Below are 21,721 nucleotides of genomic sequence, written 5' to 3'. Positions count from 1 at the left end.
GCCAAAAAGTGGACATGAAAGATCAGGCTTCTGTTATCAGGGAAACGGACGAAGAGGCGCGCAAGCTGGCGCGCACTCTTCTCCGCTCCGCGCGCTACGCCGCCATTGCGGTCCTCGACCCGAACACCGGCTTCCCCTTCGCCAGCCGCGTGCTTCTCGGCACCGATTTCGATGGCGTTCCCGTCATCCTCGTCTCCGGTCTTTCGGCGCACACCCGCGCGCTCGATGCCGATCCGCGCGCCTCGCTTCTGACCGGCGAGCCCGGCAAGGGCGATCCGCTGGCCCATGCGCGGCTGACGACTCAGTGCCGCGCGGCAGCCGTCGAGCGCGACAGCGCGGCCCACACACGCATTCGTGACCGTTTTCTGGCCCGCCATTCCAAGGCCAAACTCTACGTCGATTTCCCTGATTTCAGGTTTTTCCGCCTGATTCCCGAGAGCGCCAGCCTCAATGGCGGCTTCGGCCGCGCCTATATTCTTGATGGAGAGGAGCTGATCATCCGCTCCCCAGCCAACGAAGAGCTTGCGGAAAACGCCGCCGAGGTAGTGCAAGATTTGCTAGCCCTGGAGCCGGATTTGGCAAGGAAAACAGCGATCGCGCATAAAGCCCGTACGGGCACCAGATGGGCTATTTGTGGAGTCGATTGCGCCGGTTTTGATGTGATTTCGGGCGATTTGCTGCTGCGGCACGAGTTTGACACACCGATCAGGAGCCGCGTTGAACTTTATTCACATATATCTAACATGAAATACTCAATACCTGAAATTTAGCTATATACAATCTTGAACCCCTCTTGCTAGTTTTCACCGTCGGCAATTTCAGGCAGACGTTTTTTTGAATTCCGTTTCCATGGGAAGATGATTATGGACACAATTGATTTGACCGCTCACGCGAATGTTGCCGCCGCACTGTTGTCCGCAATGGCAAATCCCAAGAGACTTCTGATCCTCTGTAATCTGGTCAAGGGTGAGATCCCCGTTGGCGCGCTGGCCACCGAAGTCGGCCTCAGCCAGTCGGCACTGTCGCAGCACCTCTCCAAGCTGCGCGCCCAGAAGCTGGTCAAGACCCGCCGCGACGCACAGACGATCTACTATTCCAGCACCTCCGATCAGGTCATTCGCATCCTCGAAACCCTGACGCAGATCTACGCCGAACCCGTCCGCGCCAAGTCCGCGGCCTGATATCCCACATCACATCGTTTCCGGCCGCTTCAGTAATGGAGCGACTGACTATTTTTAGCACCATTTGATATTGATGGATCGGCGACCTCTGGTTTGCCGATCCTTTTTTGTGCGCTCACGCGACTGCGGCGTCGCAAGCCGCCGCTCAAGGCCGCAAAACCTCAACACAGACCGGCGTGAACAAGAAAATTAGGACCTGAAACGCGTTATCGGTCTCCGCGTGCCGAATTCTCTGAGAACGAAGGGGCTGCCCTTCCAACCGGAGATCATTGAATGTTGACACGACTGATCGCGCTGACCCTGCTCGCCAGCCTATCCACCTACCCGGCCTTCGCGGCATCAGGCTTCCGCCAAGCCGCCATCGCGGCGAAAGACGAAAGCCCGCCCCTCTCCATCAGCCTTTGGTATCCCACGGCGTCCACGGCCAAGCCGATAAGCCTTGGCGAGACACCGGCCTTCGTCGGCCTCACCGTCATCCGTGATGCGCAACCCACGTCTGCACCGCACCCGCTCATTGTGCTCTCGCATGGCTATGGCGGCAGCTGGCGCAACCTCGCATGGCTTGCAGGAGAGCTCGCCGGCAAGGGCTATGTCGTGGCGGCCCCCGATCATCCGGGCACGACCACCTTCGACATGCAATCACCAGACATCGTGGCGCTCTGGCAGCGCCCTCGCGACATCAGCCGGGTGATCGATACGCTTCTTGCAGACCCTGCCCTTGCAGGTTCGATATCGCCAGACCGCATCGGTGCCATCGGCCACTCCCTTGGCGGATGGACCGTGATGGAGCTCGGCGGCGGCCGGTTTGACGCAGAGGCGGTCATCAAAGACTGCCCTCACCTGTTCGGCCCCGTCTACTGCAGGACGTTCACCGCATTGGGCGTCGGCCGCGACGCGGCCTCCATGGCAGCCCTTGGCGCGGATCTTGGCGACTCCAGGATCAAGGCGATCGTCACGCTGGACCTCGGCCTCGGACGTGGCCTGACGTCGGAAAGCCTCGCTGCGGTAAAGGTTCCGGTCCTTGTCCTCGGCGCGGGCGAGAACGTCGATCCCGAGACTGCGGAGAAAGCCAGCATCGCCGCGACAAACAAGGACTCCCTCTACCTCGCCGAGCACCTGCCGCCAGCCACGACGCAATTCGCCCTCGTGCCGGGCGCCTTGCATTTCAGTTTCATGCAGCTTTGCAAGTCGGGCGCGGCAGCGCTCATCGAGGAGGAGGCGCCCGGAGAAAGCATTGTCTGCCGGGATGCGCCTGGCGTCGATCGAGAAGCAATCCATCGCGACGTGGGTGACAGGATAATAGCCTTTCTCGGGAGTGTGCTGACCGAGCGATGACGCCGAGCCACGTTGCGGAAAATCACGGCTTTTCACCCAAAAAGTCGTGATTTTCGACCTCTCGGATATCGAATCCGTCACAATTCGCCATCGCTATTCTATCTTCTTGCTAAATCGACGCGAAATTCCTAATAAACTTGCCATGCGTCCTTCGAGCCAAACATGGCCGATTGGCGCGTTTGCCGCGCGCAGTCCGTCGTCTTTGGCGCATCCGGAATGGATGTTTGTACGGCCTGGATTGATCGCAGCGGCAGGACAGTCACGGGTCGAAGACCCATCCAAGGAGAGACAAAATGACCCTGAAGACCCTGACGGCGGCGCTGGTTGCCTCCATCTCTTTCGCGCCGCTGGCGCATGCCGACATCACCATCGGCCTGATCGCACCGCTGACCGGCCCGGTTGCCGCTTACGGCGACCAGGTGAAGAACGGCGCCCAGACCGCCGTTGACGAGATCAACAAGGCCGGCGGCATCCTCGGCGAGAAGGTCGTGCTGAAGACCGCCGACGACGCCGGCGAACCCAAGCAGGGCGTTTCGGCCGCCAACCAGCTCGTCGGCGACGGCATCCGCTTCGTCGTCGGCCCGGTCACCTCGGGCGTCGCCATCCCGGCCTCCGACGTCTTCGCTGAAAACGGCGTGCTGATGGTCACCCCGACCGCGACCGCCCCTGACCTGACGAAGCGTGGCCTCGCCAACGTTCTGCGCACCTGCGGCCGCGACGACCAGCAGGCCGAAGTCGCCGCCAACTACGTCCTGAAGAACTTCAAGGACAAGCGCATCGCCATCATCAACGACAAGGGCGCTTACGGTAAGGGTCTCGCCGACAACTTCAAGGCGACGATCAACGCCGGCGGCATCAAGGAAGTCCTCGACGACGCGCTCTCGCCCGGCGACAAGGATTTCAGCGCGCTGACCACGCGTCTCAAGGCCGAGAAGGTCGACGTCGTCTATTTCGGCGGCTATCACCCGGAAGGCGGCCTGCTGGCCCGCCAGCTGCATGACCTGCAGGTCAATGCCGTCATCATCGGCGGCGACGGCCTGTCGAACACCGAGTTCTGGAACATCGGCACGGATGCTGCCGCCGGCACCATCTTCACCAACGCCGTCGACGCCACCAAGAGCCCCGACTCCAAGGCCGCCGCCGACGCGCTGAAGGCCAAGGGCATCCCGGCCGAAGCCTTCACGCTGAACGCCTACGCCGCCGTCGAAGTCATCAAGGCCGGCATTGAAAAGGCGAAAAGCGCCGAAGATTCCGAAGCCGTAGCAACGGCACTGAAGGCCGGCGAGCCGATCGCAACCGCCATCGGCAAGCTCACCTACGGCGAAACCGGCGACCTGACCTCGCAGAGCTTCTCCCTCTACAAGTGGGAAGACGGCAAGATCGTCTCCGCCGAGTAATTCGGCTCGCCTTTGCGATCAAATACAGACCGGGGGCCCTCGCGGGCGCCCGGTTTTCGTTTGCGGATCTTTCGAAATGGCCTTCGCCGCAGCCGGCCTCGATCAGGCCTGGAAGAATTTCAGAAGGTCGGCGTTGATGATGTCGGCATGCGTGGTCGCCATCCCGTGCGGCAGGCCGTCATAGGTCTTCAGCGTGCCGTTCTTCAAAAGCTTGGCGGCAAGCAACGCCGAATCGGCGATCGGCACGATCTGGTCGTCCGTGCCATGCATGACCAGAACCGGGACCTTGATCTTCTTGAGATCGTCGGTGAAGTCAGTCTCGGAAAACACAGCGACGCAATCATACTGATCCTTGGCGCTGCCCATCATCCCCTGCCGCCACCAATTGTCGATCACGCCCTGCGAGACCTTGGCGCCCGGCCGGTTGAAGCCGTAGAACGGGCCTTCGGGGATGTCGCGATAGAACTGCGCGCGGTTGGCGGCAATTGACGTGCGGAAGCCATCGAACACTTCAAGCGGCAGGCCGCCCGGGTTCTTGTCGGACTTCAGCATGACAGGCGGGATCGCTCCGATCAGCACCGCCTTGGCAATCCGGCCGCGGCTTTCATAATTGCCGACATAACGCGTGACTTCGCCGCCGCCGGTCGAATGGCCGACATGGATGGCATTCTTGAGATCCAGATGTTCGGCAAGCTCGGCGACATCGGCCGCATAGGTGTCCATGTCGTTACCGTGGCCCGGCTGGCTGGAGCGGCCATGGCCGCGACGGTCATGGGCGATCACCCGGTAGCCCTTGCGGAGGAAGTAGAGCATCTGCGCATCCCAGTCGTCGGCGCTGAGCGGCCAGCCGTGATGGAACACGATCGGCTGACCGGTGCCCCAATCCTTGTAGAAGATCTGCGTGCCGTCCTTGGTGGTGATGTAGCTGCTGGTCATGGCGTTCTTGTCCTTACCTGTCGAATGAGCGTTTTTCTGGTTGGCGGCTGCGGAATGCTTGTGGCTCGCGGCTTCAGCCGAATTGGTGAAGGAGGCGGCAGCGGCCGTCGCGACGAGGCCGAGCCCTGCGACCATAACATGCCGTCTTGAGGCATTTTGGATGTCGTCAGTCATTTTCGCGATAATCGATATCGCGATAAACATACTCATAGCACTTCAGATTTTCCTGTCTACGAAAAAGATTATCGCGATATCATTTTCATGGTAGTGATACCTTCACAGACAGATGGAGCCTCGGCATGACCGACCAGATACACGCCTCCCATAAGCCCGCGCCCGGCACCGCCACTCCGCCGCTGGACGACCAGCTGTGCTTCTCGCTCTATGCGGCAAGCCTCGCCATCAACCGCACCTACAAGCCGATGCTGGACGAGATGGGCATCACCTATCCGCAATATCTGGTGCTGAATGTGCTGGGCGAGCAAGATGGCGCCACGATCGGCGCCATCGCCGACCGCCTGTCGCTGGAATCGAGCACCATCACCCCGCCGGTGAAGCGGCTGGAGCAGGCAGGCCTCCTCGAACGTCGCCGCTCGACCCAGGACGAACGCCAGGTGAACGTCTTCCTGACATCAGCGGGCTGCGACATGCTCGCCCGCAGCAAATGCCTGGGCGACACGCTGCTCAGCCGCTCCGGCATGACCTTGACCGAGATCGAAGCCTTGAATGAGCAGATCCACACGCTGATCGGCGCCCTCGGCAAGACCGAATAGACGCAACCCTGACCGACCCCGGAACGCGATGAGACCCTGCGACGGCATGGACGAGGACAAGACCGATCCGCGCCTTCCCATGCAGCGCCCGCCTCTCTAGAGTGGCCGCCAACACAAAATCGAACCAGAGAGTACCATGACCGAAAGACTAGAACGCCTCATCGACCAGGGAACCGGCCGCGAACCGGCCGATATCGTGCTCAAGGGCGGGCGGTTCTTCGATCTGGTGACGGGCGAACTGGTTCAGTCCGACATCGCCATCTCGGGCGACACCATCGTCGGCACCTGCGGCGATTACAACGGCAAGACCGAGATCGACATATCCGGCCGCATCGTCGTGCCCGGCTTCATCGACACGCATCTCCACATCGAAAGCTCGCTCGTCACCCCCCACGAGTTCGACCGCTGCGTGCTCCCTTATGGCGTCACGACAGTGATCTGCGACCCGCACGAGATCGCCAACGTGCTCGGCGCCGAAGGCATCCGCTATTTCCTGGACTCTGCCGAACAAACCATCATGGACATCCGAGTCCAGCTCTCCTCCTGCGTCCCCGCCACGCATCTGGAAACCTCAGGCGCCGATCTGCCGATCGAAAAGCTCCTGCCCTTCCGCGACCACGAAAAGGTCATCGGGCTCGCCGAATTCATGAATTTCCCCGGCGTGATCCACAAGGATCCCGTCTGCATGGCCAAGCTCGCGGCATTTCAAGGAGCGCATATCGACGGCCACGCCCCGCTTCTCTCCGGCAATGATCTGAACGGTTACCTCGCCGCCGGCATCCGCACCGAGCATGAATGCACGAGCGCCGAAGAGGCGCTGGAGAAGATCCGCAAGGGCATGCACATCCTGGTCCGCGAAGGCTCCGTCTCCAAGGATCTGATGGCGCTGATGCCGATCATAACGGAGCGCCTGTCGCCGCATCTGGCGCTCTGCACCGACGACCGCAACCCGCTCGATATCGCCGAGCAGGGCCATCTCGACTACATGATCCGCACCGCGATCAAGAACGGCGTCGAGCCGCTCGCCATCTACCGCGCCGCCTCGATCTCCGCCGCCCGCGCCTTCGGCCTGCGCGACCGCGGCCTCGTCGCCCCCGGTTGGCGCGCCGACCTCGCCATCCTCGACAGCCTGGAAAACTGCAAGGCCGAGATGGTCTTCTCCGCCGGCCGCAAGGTCACCGCGGCGCTCTTCGAAACCCGCAAGCCCATCGCCCCCGTCGGCCTCGACAGCGTCAAGGCGCGAACGGTCAATGCCGCCCACTTCGGCGTGCCGGTTGCCGATGGCGAAACACCCGTCATCGGCGTCATGCCGGGCAAGATCATCACCGAGCACCGCCGCTACCGGCTCCCCGTCAAGGGCAACCAGACGGCCGTCGATCTGGATAACGACATCATCAAGGTCGCCGTCATCGAGCGCCACGGCAAGAACGGCAACCACGCCAACGGCTTCGTCCAGGGCTTTGGCCTGAAGAAAGGCGCGATCGCCTCCACCGTCGGCCATGACAGCCACAACATCTGCGTCGTCGGCGTCTCGGAAGACGACATGGCCATGGCCGCCAACCGGCTCGGCGAAATCAAGGGCGGCTTCGTCGTCGTCGAGGATGGCAAGGTCACCGGCGAGATCCCCCTGCCGCTCGCCGGCCTGATGAGCCTCGAACCCTACGAGACCGTTCGCGACACGCTGCACGACCTCAGAAAAGCCGCCTACGCCCTCGGCACGACCTTAGAAGAACCCTTCCTCCAGGTCGCCTTCCTGCCGCTGCCGGTAATCCCGCATCTGAAGATATCGGACAGAGGGATGGTGGATGTCGATCAGTTCAAGCTGATCTGACATCCACGCGGAAAGAAGACCCAGATTCCGGTTCAGGCGGCAGCCCGCACCGGCGTGTCGAGCCTTGACCAGATCCGCGCCACGGTTTCCGGCTCGCAATCGAGACCGAAGAGATCACGCAGGGAGGTCGCCAACTCGTCGGCCGATCCGATCTGCAGGCTCTTCGTTCCCTGCGCGCCCGAGCGCCGGAGGCCACGGTTCATCAAGGCCACATCGGCATCCGGCAGGCGGATGCTCATCATCAGGTTGTCGCGGAACGGCAGCGCCGCCCAGACGGTGCAAAGCTGGTTGGCGCCTTCGAGATCGGCCTGCGTAAACGGGCTTTCATCGAAGCCGAAGAGCGGGAACCAGCCGTCCGGCCCCTGCCATTCCAGCACCAGCTCGGCGGTTGCCATGTCGTCCCGCAGGCGAAAGGTCATGCCGCCGATCAGCTGTTCGCCGGGCCGGATGGCAACCGGATCGCGCGGTCCCGGCCCGCCGAAGCCTGCATCCGCCAGCCACTCCTCCCCGCCGATGGTCACGATCCAGGCGAGATGCGCCCTGATGCCGCCGACCGGCGCGCCCATGCGCACCCGCCCGAGGATCGGCCGCGCCTCGAACCCGAGATGCCTCAGCGCCTCGCCGAACAGCCAGTTGAGCTGGAAGCAATATCCCCCGCGCTTCTTCTCGACGAGTTGGTTCCAGATATCGGCGGGCTGCAGGCTCGGAACCCGGCCGAGAAACGGGTCGATGCTTTCGAATGCAATGGCGGCAAGCTGCGCCCGCTGCAGGGCGGTGAGCCCGGCCGGCGTGATGTCGATGTCCTTGAGGCCGATCCGCCTCGCATATTGGTCGAAGTCAAACATGTCCTGATCCCTCATCTGGTGTGACACCAAGCTTGTACCGTCGCCCATTTGCCGCCGCTCCCTAAAAGTTTGCTAACGGCCCAGCCCCTCGCTTATGCTGGCGGCGGGGAAATCTGGGGGATCGGTCGGGTGCGTTTCGATGAGGAAATCGCCGGTTTCATTGCCGGCCCTGTCATGATGATCGTCGGCACCAGCGATAGTGCCAACCAGCCCGATGTCGGCCGCGGCGTCGGCTGCCGCGTCCTGCCGAGTGGCGAAACCATCGAAGTCTTGATCTCCCGTTGGCAGTGGCCGGATACGCTCGCCAACTTAATCAAAACCGGGCAAGCCGCCTTCACCTTCGTGCGCCCGTCCGATTATCGCTCGCTGCAGCTGAAGGGCAGCGCCAGCCTGCGCACCGCCACCGACGACGACCGAGCGCTCTGCGAGCACTATATCGCCGGCGTCACCGCAGCGCTCGCCGAGCAGGGCGTTCCCTCGTCGATGATCGAGGTCTGGCTGACATCCCGCGATCTCGCCACCGCCATACTCGATGTCCGCACCATCTCCATCAAGACACCCGGCAGCAGCGCCGGCGCGCTGATCGGAGCGCCCGCATGAAGGAGATCGCTGCGGCTACGCGATATGGAGACCTTCTTCGAGGGCATCGTCCCCTCGATCATCGCCACGTCCTCGGCCGACGGCATTCCCAATGTCTCCTACCTCTCGCATGTCGTGCTGGTGGACGACGAGCGCGTCGGCCTCTCCAACCAGTTTTTCAACACGACAATGGCAAATCTCGCGGAAAACCCGAAGGCAGCCATATTGCTGGTCGATGGCGCCCGTGGCGGCCAGTGCCGGTTGCGCGCGGTTTATGAAAAGACCGTCTTCGACGGTCCACTGTTCAGCCGCGTTTCGACCCAACTCGATGCGACGAGCGCGCAGGTCGGCATGGCCGGCATCATGCGGCTTCGCGGCGTCGATATCTTCCGGGTGGTCGATATCACGATCTACCCCTCACCCGTGGCGGCCCCGATCGAGCCGGTCGCGCGCGAACCGCTGCTTGAGGCGACCGCCACCCTCGCCATGACACTCGCCCACCTTCCCGCCCATATCGACACCGCCCTTGACGCGACGCTGGAATGGATGCGCGACACGCTTGAATGCGACCAGACCGTCGTGTTTCTCGCCGACGAAAACAGCGGCCAGCTCGCGACGGCGGGCAGCCTGGGCTACGAGCGGTCGGGCGTCGGCTCGGAGATCGCCTTTGGCGACGGCGTCTTCGGCAGTGCGGCCCGTGAGCGGGATATCGTCAAGATCAGCGATCTCAGCCGGGCGCGACGCTACAGCGCCGCGGTCAAGGCATCGGCCGAGAATGAAAATCTGACCCGCACCATCGCCCCGCCGATGGATGCCGAGACCATGAGCCAAATTGCCGTGCCGATGATCTCAGGCGGTCACCTCATCGGCGTTCTCGGCGCCGAAAGCCGCCGAAGGCTTGCCTTTACGGCCGTGCGGGAAGCAGCGCTGACGCTTGCGGCCCAGCATCTGGCCGGTATCATCGCCCTGTCGCAGGCATTGCCGGAAGACCAGAAGCCAGCGCCATCAGCGCAGCCGCCGGGCAAGAACACCCACCGGATCGAAATTCGCTACTACGCCTTCGACGACAGCATCTTCATTGCCGACGAATACATCATCAAGGGCATTGCCGGCCGGCTGCTGAACCACATGCTGCGCGCCCATGTGGAGAGCGGCCGTACCGGTTTCACCAACCGCGAACTGCGCCTCTCCACATCGCTTAGGCTTCCCGAATTCAAGGACAACCTCGAGACCCGGCTTCTCCTCCTGCGCCGCCGCCTCGCCGACAAGACCTCGCCCATCCAGCTGGTGCCGACCGGGCGCGGACAGTTCTCGCTGGCCTTCGACGGACAGCCTGTCTTCGTCGAGGAAACGACGGTGGACGGCGATTAGACTAGCCAACCCGCGCGCAGAACCCATCCAGCGCCCCGAGCACCACCTTGCCGCCGTCAACCGTTCCACCCGCCCCCGGCATCTCCAGCCGCTCGCCAAGCACCATGCCCGCAGGCACGCCGAACGACACCGGCTCCCGCGTCAGGTTGAACACAAACAGCAGCGCCTCGCTGTCTTTCCTCCGGGTAAACACCAGCAAATCCTGGTTGGTATCGAGGAAGGTCATCGCGCCGTCGATCAGCGCCGGATGCTTTTTGCGGAAGGCCAGCGTGTCGCGGTAGTGGCTGAGCACCGAATGCGCGTCGCCTTCCTGCACATCGACCGAGAGCGCCGCCTGCTCATAGGGCACCGGCAGCCAGGATTTTTCGGCCGTGGTGAAGCCGGCATGCGCCTTGGCTGCTTCCCAGGGCATCGGCGTGCGGCATCCGTCGCGGCCCTTGAAGGCCGGCCAGAAGCGGATGCCGTAGGGGTCGCGCAGGTCCTCGAAGGCGAGATCGGCTTCGGGCAGGCCGAGTTCCTCGCCCTGGTAGAGGCAGATCGAACCGCGCAGCGCCGCAAGCACCGAGATCGCCAGCTTGGCAACCACCGGCCGCTCCTCAACCGTCTTGGCGAAACGGCTGAGATGGCGGTTGACGTCGTGGTTGGAGAAGGCCCAGCAGACCCACCCATCGGCCACGGATTTCTGGAAGGCATCGACGCAGTTGCGGATATGGGCCGCGGTGAATTCCGGGCCAAGCAGATCGAAAGTGTAGCACATGTGCAGCTTGTCGCCGCCCGTCGTATAGGCCGCCACCGTCTTAAGCGAGCGCGCGCCGTCGCCCACCTCGCCGACAGTCGTGCGCCCCTCATAGCGGTCGAGCAACGCGCGGAAACGCTGCAGGAAGCCGATGTTTTCGGGCTGCGTCTTGTCGTAGAGGTGGTTCTGCATGCCGTAGGGGTTGGTATCCGGCGCATCCAGCCCGCCATCGCTGACGTCAGGCTCGTGCGGAGGATTGTCGCGCAGAAGCTTGTCGCAGAAATAATAGTTGACGGTATCCAGCCGGAAGCCATCGACCCCGCGGTCGAGCCAGAATTTCACCGTCTTCAGCAGCGCGTCCTGCACATCCGCGTTGTGGAAGTTGAGATCCGGCTGCGAGGTCAGGAAATTGTGCTGGTAATACTGCCGGCGCACGCCGTCCCATTCCCAACCAGGTCCGCCGAAGATCGACAGCCAGTTGTTCGGCGCCGTTCCATCCGGCTTCGGGTCCGCCCAGACATACCAGTCGGCCTTGTCGTTGGTGCGGCTGGAGCGGCTTTCGACGAACCAGGGGTGCACATCCGCCGTGTGTGAGATCACCTGGTCGATGATCACCTTCAGACCCAGCGCATGCGCAGCCACCATCATCTCGTCGAAATCGGCGATCGTGCCGAAGATCGGGTCGACGTCGCAGTAGTCGGAAACGTCATAGCCCATATCGGCCATCGGCGACTTGAAGAAGGGCGAGAGCCAGATCGCGTCGACGCCGAGGCTGGCGATATAGGGTAGACGCCTCGTGATCCCCTTGAGATCGCCGAGCCCGTCGCCATTCGTATCCTGAAACGATCTCGGATAGACCTGATAGACAACAGCACCCCGCCACCAGTCCGCATTCCCGCCTGTCCGAACCACCATCTGTCGCAAATCCTCGCCATGTTCCTGTCCACGCCGAGACTAAAGCGCAGAAAGCAAAAGACAACCGCGCTCACGTCTTTTTGCGCGCAGTTGCCGGAACATCAGTTAGCCCGCCGGCCAGCCGGCGAGCCGCACATCGCGATATCCGGCCAATCCGCGCTTGTCAGCGTCGCGCGCGGCGCGTATCAGCGAACACGCAACATCTGGGAGGCAGGCAGTGGGCGGACGTTTTCTATCGATCGGTGAGTGCATGGTGGAGCTGTCGCAGGCCGGCGCCGGGCTGCTGCGCAAGGGCTTTGCCGGAGATACGCTGAACACCGCATGGTATGCCCGCGCCTGCCTTCCTCAAGACTGGTCGGTCGACTACTGCACCGCGCTCGGCGACGACGCCATGTCCGACGAGATGGTCGCCTTCTTCGCTGACGCCGGCATCGGCACGGAAAGCATCCGCCGCATCAAGGGCAAGGCGCCCGGCCTCTACATGATCAGCCTGAAGGATGGCGAACGCTCCTTCAGCTACTGGCGCGACAACTCCGCCGCCCGCCAGCTTGCCGCCGATGCCGACTTCCTGCGCCAGGCGATCGAAGGCGCCGACGTCGTCTATTTCTCCGGCATCACGCTCGCCATCCTCTCGCGCGACGACGCCGACACGTTGCTCTCCGAAGCGCGCCGCGCCAAGGCCTCCGGCAAGCTCGTCGCCTTCGACCCCAACATCCGACCGCGCCTGTGGTCGGGCTATGACGAGATGCACGCGACCATCAGCGAAGGCGCGCGCGCCGCATCGATGGTGCTGCCGAGCTTCGAGGACGAGGCCCTGCATTTCGGCGACGTCTCGATCGAGGCGACCATCCACCGCTACCGCGCGCTTGGCGTCCGCGACGTCGTCGTCAAGAACGGCGCCGACGGCATAACGCTCGATTTCGACGGCGAAGAGACCTTCATCCCCTCCGAGCGGGTCGAGCAGGTCGTCGACACGACAAGCGCCGGCGACAGCTTCAACGGCGCCTTCATCGCCCACTACCTGGAAACCCAGGACGCCCCTGAAGCCGCCCGCTTCGCCGCCAAGGTCGCGGCGCGCGTTGTGAGCGAGCATGGGGCGCTGGTGGCGAAGGATAAGCTTGGGGTTTGAATGGGGTTAGATGCCTGCCAGCAGTGCAGCAATTTGCGCCAGCAGCGCCGCCGCTTTCCTTGCCGCCTCGATCGCGTCGGCGGTCTCCTTAATCGCTTTTCTGATGGCACCGAGTTTCCCGATAAGCGCTCGATATTTCTCTGAGTCTTTATCAAGCTCAGCAAGGATTCGATTCTTCTTCAGTGCAGTCAGCTCATTCCTGATCGCGACCAGTTCGGACCTGGCATCGGGATCTTTTGTCTGCTTGATTCGCTTGCGCACCGCTTCAAGGCAGTTATCCAATGGGGTCATCACCATCATTGTCTCCTATTTGCCAGTAAGCTGTTTGAGTGCCTGAGCTATTTCTTTAACCGACGCGACAAATTCTTCGACAATTGCGGGGTCGGCATTCGGTCGTCGAAGCGCGGCATGCGCAGCAACCATTTGGGATAGGAGCTCCTCGTAACGCGGAGCCTTTCGAGGTCGAAACAGCGCAAGAGTCTCCTCCATGGCCTGCGAGTCTCTGGAGAACTGTGCATATATCGCGTAGCGATCGGCGTTACTGCCCTTGGCGTCTCTCCTGACATCATCCAGCATTGTCTCTTTATCGTTCAACCAGTTCTGATAATCAGCGTCGATGTAGCCGCTAGTCTGTGCGAAGCTATCGGATAGAAGAGCAGCGCTCTGCACGATCAGTGGGTGCGCCTCACTTATGTACTGCCGCAGTCGGGCATCCGAAACGTGAAGGAACAGTTTCGTCGCAGCGCCTTCCGCAATCGAGGCTGCGCCTTGAAACCGGGTATTCGCCGCTAGCGCTGGAACGGTATTCAACGCCTTCTTCAAACTTCCAAGCGCGGTTTCCAAACTCTCGCCGTTTTTGCCGCTTGCGGCCGCTGCAAGCGCCGCGCCGTAACCCGCGATTGCATTCAGTAGATCGGTGCGTACCGCCCACACCTTCCTGAATTTGAGGTCAGACGTTGGAACATTGGGAGGGAACGATGTTGCACGTGCACGGCTTTCAAACGCCATCGCCTGATCTTCGAATTCAGCCTGAGCAGCGACCTTGTCAGCCACCTCGGGGACGTCGGCAACGATTTGCGCAACTGCGGTTGTCGCCTCTCCAAATTTCGCAATCTTCTTGGCATCGACACTCGCGCAGGCGACAAGCATCGACGCCGCCAGCAACGCCAGCACCCGCAATCGTTTCAACATGGATTGTTCCCCTAACCTCGGCTAGGGATAGCACATTGCCGATTGCAGACAACAAACCACACACAACCCAAGATCACGGCCCAAGTTGCATCAGGCTGTACCGCCCGTCTGTAATATTTCCATCATCGACAGCAGCGAGAATAAGAGCGCGGGAATCGATTATCCGGCGCCCGCCCGGAGCTGTGCGCCGATGGCGCGGATGGAAGTTGGATCATGTTGCAACGCCTGCAAAATGCCAGCGATGGCGAAAACGTCGCCGCCTTGCCGATGGGCAAGCCGGAGCGGCTGGTCATCGTCACGGATGCCTGGCATCCGCAGGTGAACGGCGTCGTGCGCTCGATCGAAAACACCAACCGCGAGCTCGCCAAGATCGGCGTCGAGGTGGCGATGGTGACGCCGCAGGGGTTTCGCAACATCCCCTGCCCGACCTATCCCGAAATCCGCCTGTCGATCGCCCGCTACCGCAGCGTCGCCCGCGAAATCGCCAAGCACAAACCGTCCTATGTCCATATCGCCACCGAGGGCCCACTGGGGCTGACGGCGCGGCGCTGGTGCCTGAAGAACCGCATGCCGTTCTCCACCAGCTACCACACCCGTTTTCCCGAATATGTGGCAGCCCGGCTCCCCATCCCGAAGAGCTGGCTCTACGCCTTCGTCAAGTGGTTCCACAATTCCGGCGCCGGCTGCATGGTGGCGACGCCCTCTTTGGCGCGCGAGCTTTCCGAAAAGGGCATCCGCAACCTGATGCCCTGGACGCGCGGCATCGACGCCAACCAGTTCCACCCGGCCGAGCTCGAGGAAAAGCCCTTCGGCCTTTCCCGCCCGATCTTCATGACGGTCGGTCGCGTGGCGCTGGAAAAGAACCTGCCGGCCTTTCTCGATCTTGATCTTCCCGGCTCCAAGGTGGTCGTCGGCGACGGCCCGGCGCGCGCCGAGCTCGAGAAGCGCTATCCGGATGTGCATTTCACTGGCCTCAAGGTCGGCCCGGAACTGGCGGCGATCTACGCCCAGGCCGATGTCTTCGTCTTCCCGTCGCTGACCGATACCTTCGGCAACACCATTCTCGAGGCGCTTGCCTCGGGCGTCCCCGTCGCCGCCTACCCGGTCACCGGCCCGCTCGATATCATCGGCGAGGATAGCGAGGTCGGCGCGCTCGACGACGACCTGCGTATCGCCTGCCTCGCGGCGCTCTCCGCCTCGCGGCAAAAGGCCCGCGAACTCGCCGTCCAATATTCCTGGGAAGCGGCGACGCTGCAGTTCATCACCAACATCCGCGCCGCCAACGGGGTGATCACCCCGAAGTGGAAGAAAGCCTGGCAATACGCCGCCAAGTCCCTGCCGCGCAACAAGCGCCTCGGCGATGGCGATGCGGCGACGATGGTGTAGGGCGCCCTACTCCGCAGCCCCCACGACCTGACCCCTCCGTTCACCCGGCAGCGGCGGAAACGCCAGCGCGATCGCGGCAGCACCCAGCCCCACCAACGCCGAGCCGATGAACAGCCAGGAGTAATTGGCGAAGTGATCGAAGATCCAGCCGCCGATCAGCGGGCCGAAGGCCATGCCGAGGCTGGAGAGCATGGTGGCGGCGCCGAAGACGGTGCCGATGATCTTCTGCCCGAAATATTCGCGCGCCAGCACCGCATAGAGCGGCATGACGCCGCCATAGGCGCTGCCGAAGATCACCGCCAGCGCGTAGAATTCGCCGAGCCGGCTGACGAAGAGATAGCCCATCAGCGCAATCGCCTGGATCAGCAGCCCGCCGACGATCACGGGCTTGACGCCGACGCGATCGGCAAGCGAACCGTAGATCAACCGGCCGCCCAGCCCCGCCAGCCCCTCGACGCTGTAGATGCTGACAGCCGCCATCGGCGCCACTCCGCAGATCGTCGCGTAGCTCACCATATGGAAGATCGGCCCCGAATGCGCCGCACAGCAGGCGAAGAATGTGAGCCCGAGCACGATGAACTGCGGCGAGCGGAACACGTCGGAGAGCCGCGCACCACCCCGCTCCGTCGGCAATGAGCCAGTGGCCGTCGCGCCATTCGGCGATGCCGCGCCAGCCCCATCGTCGGCGCTCTCTGGCGCGCGCCGCACCAAGAGCGCTGCCGGAAGCAACAAGACCCAGGCGCCGATGCCGATGATCAGCATCGCGGTGCGCCAGTCATAGGCAGAGATCAGGAAGCGGGCGAAGGGCGAGATGGTCATCGGCGCCACGCCCATGCCGGCCGAGACCAGCGAGACGGCAAGCCCTCGATGCTCGTCGAACCATGCCGTGGTCGCCGCGATCATCGGCGCGAAGAAGGTGCTGGCGGCGATACCGACGAGAATGCCGTAGGTCAGCTGGAATTGCAGGAGCGTGACCGCCTGGCTGGAAAGCACCAGCGCCAGCCCAAGCAGAGCGGCGCCCACAAGCACCACGGCGCGCGGCCCGAAGCGATCGCTCGCAGCGCCCCAGACGAAGCCGCCGATGCCCATGACGATGAAGTTGAGCGTCATCGCGCTGGCGATGCCGATATGCGACCAGCCGGTATCGAGCGCGATCGGCTCCTGGAAGATCGCCAGCGAAAACATCGCCCCGAGCGCGACGCAGGTCATCAGCGCCCCCGCCGCCACGATCACCCACCGATAGGACCCCTGATGCGATTGGCTCATCATCGTGCACCTCCCTGTGCGAACCGATCCGGCGCGGATGCCCTATAAAAGACGATCCGTGCTCTCCCCATCAAGACGTCCGACATCAGCCGCATCCGACAGCCTGTCACATAATTTTCAAGAATTGCCCGTCCGGCGCGCAGCCCCGGCGGCCTTTATACCAAAAATGGTCATACATATTAAATCAGGATTATTAGACAAACACAGGTCGGCGTGAGATTCTTTCCATGTAGAATCAGGGCGCAACATGGCTGACGAACGTTATCTATATGATTCGAAGTCGCACAAGGCGGTCATGTACCAGGCCGGCGAACACCTGTTTTCGCTATCCGGAAGTAAAGCCGAGCACTGGATATCGGGAGACTATATTTTTTCCATGGAGACCCAGGCGATAAGCTTCTGGATTCTTGGAAACGACGTCTACGGCCACGTCGGCAACGGTGAACTGACCCGCGAGCCGGTTTATTACTTCGACGGCTGAAACAGCCCATCATCATCGCTAAAGAAGCGGAGTGCGGGCGCAGCTTTGGCTGCACCCGACATGCCACTTTGCCAGCTACCAGGCCAAGCTGCTACTTGGCAGGCTGCGGCTTGCGGCGCCCGCCGCTCTTGGATTCGTACGGATTGTCCTTCTCGCGATACATGATCCGGATCGGCACGCCGGGCATGTTGAAATCCGTGCGTAGGCTGTTCACCAGATAGCGCGTGTAGGATTCCGGCAGCGCGTCGGCGCGGGTGCAGGAGATCATGAAGGCCGGCGGGCGGGCCTTGACCTGCGTCATGTACTTCAGCTTCAGGCGGCGGCCGGAGACGGCCGGTGGCGGATGCTGCGTCGTGATCGAATCCAGCCAGCGGTTTAGCTTGGCGGTCGAGATGCGGCGGTTCCACGTCATGTCCGTATCGATGATCGACTGCATCAGCTTGTCGAGGCCGCGGCCGGTCTGGCCGGAGATCGGCACGGCGCGGATGCCCCGCGCCTGCGGCAGCAGCCGCTCGGTCTTTTCGCGCAGGTCCGCCAGAAGCGCCTGCGGCTCGTCGATCAGGTCCCACTTGTTGAAAGCGAGAACGGCGGCGCGTCCCTCGCGAACCACGAGGTCGACCAGCTGCAGGTCCTGCTTCTCGAAGGGAATGGTCGCGTCGAAGACGATGACCACGGTTTCCGCGAAACGGATGGAGCGCAAGGAATCGGCGACCGACAGCTTCTCGAGCTTCTCGGTGACGCGCGCCTTGCGGCGCATGCCTGCCGTGTCGAACATCTTGATGGTGCGACCCTGCCAGTCCCATTCGACGGAAATGCTGTCGCGGGTAATGCCGGCCTCGGGGCCGGTGAGCAAGCGGTCCTCGCCGAGGAAGCGGTTGATCAGTGTCGACTTGCCGGCATTCGGGCGGCCGATGATCGCCACGCGCAGCGGCTTGGTGTCGTCGTACTCGGGCTCGTAGTCCTCGTCCTCTTCCATCTCGTGGGGAAGATTGACGTTGGTCTCGGCGATGTCTTCCTTCGGCGGATAGGCGCGATCCTCGCCGACCGCTTCCACGATCGCGTCGCGCAGGTCCAGCATGCCCTGCCCGTGTTCGGCAGAAATCGGCACCGGCTCGCCGAGGCCGAGCGTATAGGCATCGTAGAACCCACCGTCGGAGCCCTTGGCTTCCGACTTGTTGGCGACGAGAACGACCGGCTTGCCGCGACGGCGCAGCATCTCGGCCAGTTCCTTGTCGACAGGCGTGAGGCCAAACTTGGCGTCGACCACAAAGAGCGAGATATCGGCCTCGTCGATCGCCGCTTCCGTCTGGGCGCGCATGCGGCCCTGCAGGCTCTCGGCCTCGGCCTTTTCGAGACCGGCGGTGTCGATGATGGTGAAGGTCAGCCCCATCAGGCGCGCGTCGCCTGGCCGGCGGTCGCGGGTGACGCCGGGCGTGTCGTCGACAAGCGCCAGCTTCTTTCCGACCAGCCGGTTGAAAAGCGTCGACTTGCCGACATTCGGGCGACCGACGATCGCGACCGTAAAGCTCATTGAAATACCCTAAACTCAGCCCTGTGCGGCGGGCGCCTTGCCGGATGCGGTGATGTTATCAAGCATCATCTGGGCGCGATTGGCAACATTGCGCGGTGACTGCGCATCGTCGGCGATCGCCTGGTACCACTGGCGGGCCTGAGCCATGTTGCCGGCCTTGTAGGCGGCAAGGCCGAGCGCTTCGCGAGCGGAGTGGCGGAATGCATTGGTCGGAACGGCCATTTCCTCGACCTGAGCCGAGACCTGCTCGTAGGTGCCGTTTTCGATCAGGAGCCATGCGGCGCGCATCTTGGCGGCATCGCGGATCGGTGCCGGCGCCTTGGCGTCCTTGCCGATCACGTCGAAGGCGGCGATGGCGCCCGTGGCGTCACCCTTCTGGGCAAGCACGGAGGCGGCGCGCAGGCGGGCCAGGATCGGATAGTCGCCGTGACCTTCCTTCTCGAGCTTCTCGAGTGCTGTCAGCGCCTCGTCGCTCTTGTTCTCGTCGGCAAGCTTCATGGCGGCGATGAACTGGTCGCCGGTGCCGGACGACTGGTTGTTATCCCAATACTGGAACACCTTGTAGCCGACCGTGCCGAGAACGATGAGGACGGCCAGAACGATCAGGTAGCGGCCGAAACGCTGCCACGCACCCTTCATCTGGTCCGAACGCAGTTCCTCATTGACCTCACGAATGAAGCTATCGTCGTTGAATGCCATTCTCGTCTCCGGCAGCGGATATGCAAAATCATGCGGGTTGCACGCACATTGTCGGGCCTTCTACCCCATTTTGCATCCGTTGTAAGGGGGATGTGAAAGAATCGTTACATCACAAGCGGAGAAACGCCGATCACCAGTTCGTGCAGCTTGAACAGGATGACCGCCCAAAGCACCGCGCCGATGACGACGGCATAGAGGTCATACTTGGCCGAGACGAACACCGGCAGCTTGATTTCCCCATTGCGCAGCCGTTGCTTCATCGAGATCCTGAGCAGCACCGCCCAGGCAAGAAACGCCACGAACAGCACGATCGCCTCCGGCTCGCCATTGGCCAGAAGATGCGACAGCGCCCAGATCTTGATCGCCACCAGAAGCGGAAACTTCAGCTTGGCGCGGATATGCCCGGCGGGCAGGAAGCCCGCCACCAGACAGATCATCGCGATCAGCATCAGGGTCAGCGTGATATGCGCCATCCAGATCGGCGGATTGTAGAGCGTGCCGTACATGCCGCGCGCCTGATCGAAGGCATAGGCGAGAAACAGCAGCGTCACGATGCTGAGGATGCCGTGGACGGCGCCCCAGACCGGCTTGCCGAGCTTGTCGATCATCGAGCGGCGGAAATCCGGCACGATGACGCGGATCAGGTGAAGGCCGATAAAGAGGATGAGGCTCAAGATGAGAAGCTGCATCGCTAAATTCCTGTTTTGACTATCAGACAGGCTTATCGTCGTGAGCATGAAAATGCCAGCGGCACCGCAGCTTCGCCTCAATTCTGTAACAGAAAAGCCCGAAACAAATTGTCGCGGTGTCCATGTCTACTTTGATGTCTCGTTTAGTCTCTCGTTCCTGTCTTTCCCTTTCGCTTGCCCTCTCGCTGCTTGCGCTGGCAATTGCCCCGGCGCTCGCCCAGACGGCCGACGGCGCCGCAAACGCCAACCCGGCGACCAAGCCGAAGCAGCTGGTAATGATCTCCTTCGACGGCGCGCACGACAACGCGCTGTGGCAGAAGAGCCGCGAGATGGCCGCCAGGAACGGCGCGCATTTCACCTATTTCCTCTCCTGCACCTTCCTGATGAACAAGGAGATGAAGAAGGCCTATCAGGCGCCGCACCAGAAGCCCGGCCGCTCCAACATCGGCTTCGCCCAGAGCGACGACGAGATCCGCGAGCGCCTCGGCAACATCTGGCACGCCCATCTCGAGGGCCACGACATCTCCAGCCACGCCTGCGGCCATTTCGACGGTCGCCAGTGGAGCGAGGCCGACTGGTCGGACGAATACGCCACCTTCCACCGGACTCTGAAGAACGCCTGGAAGGGCGTCGATCTGGAAGAGCCGAAGGGCTGGCAGGATCTGGTCGACCACGGCATCCACGGTTTTCGCGCCCCTTATCTGTCGGCGACCGCAGGCTCGGACATGATCGCCGCCGAAAAGAAGGCCGGCTTCACCTATGACGCCAGCCTCGTCACCAAGGGTCCGACAATGCCGGTCGAGGAAGGCGGCATCATCCGCTTCGGTCTTCCGCTTATCCCCGAGGGCCCGCGCGACCGCCCGATCGTCGGCATGGACTACAACCTCTTCGTCCGCCACTCCAAGGGCGAGGAAGACAAGGCCGACAGCAAGGAATTCGAAGACCGCGCCTACAGAGCGTTCAAAAGCGCCTTCGACAAGCAATATGCCGGCGACCGCATCCCGCTGCAGCTCGGCTTCCACTTCGTCGAGATGAACGGCGGCGCCTATTGGCGCGCGCTCGACCGGCTGGTGAGCGATGTCTGCCATCGGCAAGATGTGGCCTGTGTGAGCTATTCGGAGGCGATCCCTGTGATAAAGGCACGCGGCAAGCTGCAGGGGACGCCGGCTTCGGGGTTGTGATTGGCGGGGCGGGCCGTCTCGATGAACGCCGTCTGACGCTCGCGCTGACCTGCCGGCGAGCGTTTTACCGTGTGATACCCCCCTCTGCCCTGCCGGGCATCTCCCCCACAGGTGGGGAGATTGGCTGGGCGCGCCCGCTCGCTCCTACCTCAATGTTTGGATGGGGAGCACGCCACGAGTCGATCTCCCCCCTTGTGGGGGAGATGTCCGGCAGGACAGAGGGGGGTATGGCTCTGCGCCGACATCAACGACATCGCCCCCCATACCAC

21 protein-coding genes are annotated in these 21,721 nt (G+C 62.6%); 12 read left to right on the top strand and 9 right to left on the bottom strand.

Annotation, left to right across the window (positions count from 1 at the left end):
- Positions 1 to 14: 14 nt before the first annotated feature.
- From ACCD05_RS07330 to ACCD05_RS07315, 4 genes are all read left to right on the top strand, one after another.
- The gene (locus tag ACCD05_RS07330; RefSeq protein WP_413391946.1) at positions 15 to 770 is read left to right on the top strand and encodes a HugZ family protein; all 756 of its coding nucleotides are present in this window, start codon (positions 15 to 17) and stop codon (positions 768 to 770) included.
- 93 nt (positions 771 to 863) lie between these two features.
- Positions 864 to 1,181 carry an ArsR/SmtB family transcription factor gene (locus ACCD05_RS07325; protein ID WP_018897310.1) on the top strand — a complete coding sequence of 106 codons (318 nt, stop codon included), beginning with the start codon at positions 864 to 866 and terminating at the stop codon, positions 1,179 to 1,181.
- A 273-nt stretch (positions 1,182 to 1,454) separates the two neighbouring features.
- Positions 1,455 to 2,516 carry an alpha/beta hydrolase family protein gene (locus ACCD05_RS07320; protein WP_413391945.1) on the top strand — a complete coding sequence of 354 codons (1,062 nt, stop codon included), beginning with the start codon at positions 1,455 to 1,457 and terminating at the stop codon, positions 2,514 to 2,516.
- Positions 2,517 to 2,809: 293 nt separating this feature from the next.
- Positions 2,810 to 3,913: a branched-chain amino acid ABC transporter substrate-binding protein gene (locus ACCD05_RS07315; RefSeq protein WP_018897309.1), complete on the top strand. Its 1,104-nt coding sequence runs from the start codon at positions 2,810 to 2,812 to the stop codon at positions 3,911 to 3,913.
- 102 nt (positions 3,914 to 4,015) lie between these two features.
- On the opposite strand, the gene ACCD05_RS07310 is transcribed toward ACCD05_RS07315, so the two are convergent.
- Positions 4,016 to 4,849, bottom strand: coding sequence for an alpha/beta fold hydrolase (locus ACCD05_RS07310; protein WP_413392073.1), 834 nt, complete (start codon positions 4,847 to 4,849; stop codon positions 4,016 to 4,018).
- 299 nt (positions 4,850 to 5,148) lie between these two features.
- On the opposite strand from ACCD05_RS07310, the gene ACCD05_RS07305 reads away from it, so the two are divergent.
- The gene (locus tag ACCD05_RS07305; RefSeq protein WP_413391944.1) at positions 5,149 to 5,622 is read left to right on the top strand and encodes a MarR family winged helix-turn-helix transcriptional regulator; all 474 of its coding nucleotides are present in this window, start codon (positions 5,149 to 5,151) and stop codon (positions 5,620 to 5,622) included.
- A gap of 136 nt (positions 5,623 to 5,758) precedes the next feature.
- Complete coding sequence (gene ade, locus ACCD05_RS07300) at positions 5,759 to 7,453, top strand: adenine deaminase (protein WP_413391943.1); 1,695 nt, start codon at positions 5,759 to 5,761, stop codon at positions 7,451 to 7,453.
- A gap of 32 nt (positions 7,454 to 7,485) precedes the next feature.
- On the opposite strand, the gene ACCD05_RS07295 is transcribed toward ade, so the two are convergent.
- Positions 7,486 to 8,298 carry an arylamine N-acetyltransferase family protein gene (locus ACCD05_RS07295; protein ID WP_413391942.1) on the bottom strand — a complete coding sequence of 271 codons (813 nt, stop codon included), beginning with the start codon at positions 8,296 to 8,298 and terminating at the stop codon, positions 7,486 to 7,488.
- Between the two features lie 129 nt (positions 8,299 to 8,427).
- Between ACCD05_RS07295 and ACCD05_RS07290 the strand changes: the two genes are divergently transcribed.
- The gene (locus ACCD05_RS07290) at positions 8,428 to 8,898 is read left to right on the top strand and encodes a pyridoxamine 5'-phosphate oxidase family protein (protein ID WP_413391941.1); all 471 of its coding nucleotides are present in this window, start codon (positions 8,428 to 8,430) and stop codon (positions 8,896 to 8,898) included.
- A 24-nt stretch (positions 8,899 to 8,922) separates the two neighbouring features.
- Positions 8,923 to 10,248 (top strand): GAF domain-containing protein, encoded by a 1,326-nt coding sequence (locus ACCD05_RS07285; protein ID WP_413391940.1) that lies wholly within the window; start codon positions 8,923 to 8,925, stop codon positions 10,246 to 10,248.
- A 1-nt stretch (position 10,249) separates the two neighbouring features.
- Here ACCD05_RS07285 and ACCD05_RS07280 read toward each other — a convergent pair whose 3' ends face one another.
- Positions 10,250 to 11,899 carry an alpha-glucosidase gene (locus ACCD05_RS07280; protein ID WP_413391939.1) on the bottom strand — a complete coding sequence of 550 codons (1,650 nt, stop codon included), beginning with the start codon at positions 11,897 to 11,899 and terminating at the stop codon, positions 10,250 to 10,252.
- A gap of 217 nt (positions 11,900 to 12,116) precedes the next feature.
- On the opposite strand from ACCD05_RS07280, the gene ACCD05_RS07275 reads away from it, so the two are divergent.
- A complete protein-coding gene (locus ACCD05_RS07275; RefSeq protein ID WP_413391938.1) occupies positions 12,117 to 13,028 on the top strand; it encodes a sugar kinase in 912 nt (303 codons plus the stop codon).
- A gap of 6 nt (positions 13,029 to 13,034) precedes the next feature.
- Here ACCD05_RS07275 and ACCD05_RS07270 read toward each other — a convergent pair whose 3' ends face one another.
- The gene (locus ACCD05_RS07270; RefSeq protein ID WP_413391937.1) at positions 13,035 to 13,325 is read right to left on the bottom strand and encodes a hypothetical protein; all 291 of its coding nucleotides are present in this window, start codon (positions 13,323 to 13,325) and stop codon (positions 13,035 to 13,037) included.
- 9 nt (positions 13,326 to 13,334) lie between these two features.
- Entirely contained in the window at positions 13,335 to 14,219 is an 885-nt protein-coding gene (locus ACCD05_RS07265) for a hypothetical protein (protein ID WP_413391935.1), read from the bottom strand.
- Positions 14,220 to 14,432: 213 nt separating this feature from the next.
- On the opposite strand from ACCD05_RS07265, the gene ACCD05_RS07260 reads away from it, so the two are divergent.
- A complete protein-coding gene (locus tag ACCD05_RS07260; RefSeq protein WP_413391934.1) occupies positions 14,433 to 15,605 on the top strand; it encodes a glycosyltransferase family 4 protein in 1,173 nt (390 codons plus the stop codon).
- A gap of 6 nt (positions 15,606 to 15,611) precedes the next feature.
- Here ACCD05_RS07260 and ACCD05_RS07255 read toward each other — a convergent pair whose 3' ends face one another.
- On the bottom strand, positions 15,612 to 16,874 hold the full coding sequence (locus tag ACCD05_RS07255; protein ID WP_413391933.1) for an MFS transporter: 1,263 nt from the start codon (positions 16,872 to 16,874) through the stop codon (positions 15,612 to 15,614).
- Between the two features lie 244 nt (positions 16,875 to 17,118).
- Between ACCD05_RS07255 and ACCD05_RS07250 the strand changes: the two genes are divergently transcribed.
- Positions 17,119 to 17,352 carry a hypothetical protein gene (locus ACCD05_RS07250; protein ID WP_209191243.1) on the top strand — a complete coding sequence of 78 codons (234 nt, stop codon included), beginning with the start codon at positions 17,119 to 17,121 and terminating at the stop codon, positions 17,350 to 17,352.
- 91 nt (positions 17,353 to 17,443) lie between these two features.
- Here the strand turns inward: ACCD05_RS07250 and der are convergent, their stop codons facing one another.
- From der to ACCD05_RS07235, 3 genes are all read right to left on the bottom strand, one after another.
- Entirely contained in the window at positions 17,444 to 18,883 is a 1,440-nt protein-coding gene (gene der / locus ACCD05_RS07245) for a ribosome biogenesis GTPase Der (RefSeq protein WP_413391932.1), read from the bottom strand.
- A gap of 15 nt (positions 18,884 to 18,898) precedes the next feature.
- The gene (locus ACCD05_RS07240; RefSeq protein WP_018897296.1) at positions 18,899 to 19,582 is read right to left on the bottom strand and encodes a tetratricopeptide repeat protein; all 684 of its coding nucleotides are present in this window, start codon (positions 19,580 to 19,582) and stop codon (positions 18,899 to 18,901) included.
- Positions 19,583 to 19,686: 104 nt separating this feature from the next.
- Positions 19,687 to 20,271: an NnrU family protein gene (locus ACCD05_RS07235; protein ID WP_018897295.1), complete on the bottom strand. Its 585-nt coding sequence runs from the start codon at positions 20,269 to 20,271 to the stop codon at positions 19,687 to 19,689.
- 134 nt (positions 20,272 to 20,405) lie between these two features.
- Here ACCD05_RS07235 and ACCD05_RS07230 point away from each other — a divergent pair, with 134 nt between their 5' ends.
- Positions 20,406 to 21,452: a polysaccharide deacetylase gene (locus ACCD05_RS07230; protein WP_413391931.1), complete on the top strand. Its 1,047-nt coding sequence runs from the start codon at positions 20,406 to 20,408 to the stop codon at positions 21,450 to 21,452.
- The last annotated feature ends 269 nt before the right edge of the window (positions 21,453 to 21,721 follow it).

Origin of the sequence: Rhizobium sp. Rhizsp42, assembly GCF_047304155.1 — a bacterium.
Taxonomy (GTDB): Bacteria; Pseudomonadota; Alphaproteobacteria; order Rhizobiales; family Rhizobiaceae; genus Rhizobium.
This window is presented reverse-complemented; position numbering and strand designations above follow the sequence as displayed.